Raw genomic sequence first — 207 nt, 5'->3', positions numbered from 1 at the left:
AGCTTCGTGGTGGCCGGAGTCGGCGCGTTCCGTGCGACGCGAGTGGGCCACGACTCCTACGCGGCAAAGCTCACCATCGAAGCGAGCAAGTTCTCGCTGGTGAAGTCCGAGCTGCAGAGCGGCATCAACAAGATCCTTCGGCTGATCACCTGGCTGCTGATCCCGGTGGGCGCGGCCACGGTCTGGGTGCAGTGGGCGCAGCCCGGC

Annotated in this window: 1 protein-coding gene; it reads left to right on the top strand. The window is 66.7% G+C overall.

The genetic code is table 11. The annotated features are described in order from the left end of the window. On the top strand, positions 1-207 hold a 207-nt coding region (locus BN358_RS12665), incomplete at both ends, for a hypothetical protein (RefSeq protein ID WP_157593496.1).

Source organism: Sedimentibacter sp. B4 (assembly GCF_000309315.1).
GTDB classification, from domain to species: Bacteria; Bacillota; Clostridia; order Tissierellales; family Sedimentibacteraceae; genus Sedimentibacter; species Sedimentibacter saalensis.
This window is presented reverse-complemented; position numbering and strand designations above follow the sequence as displayed.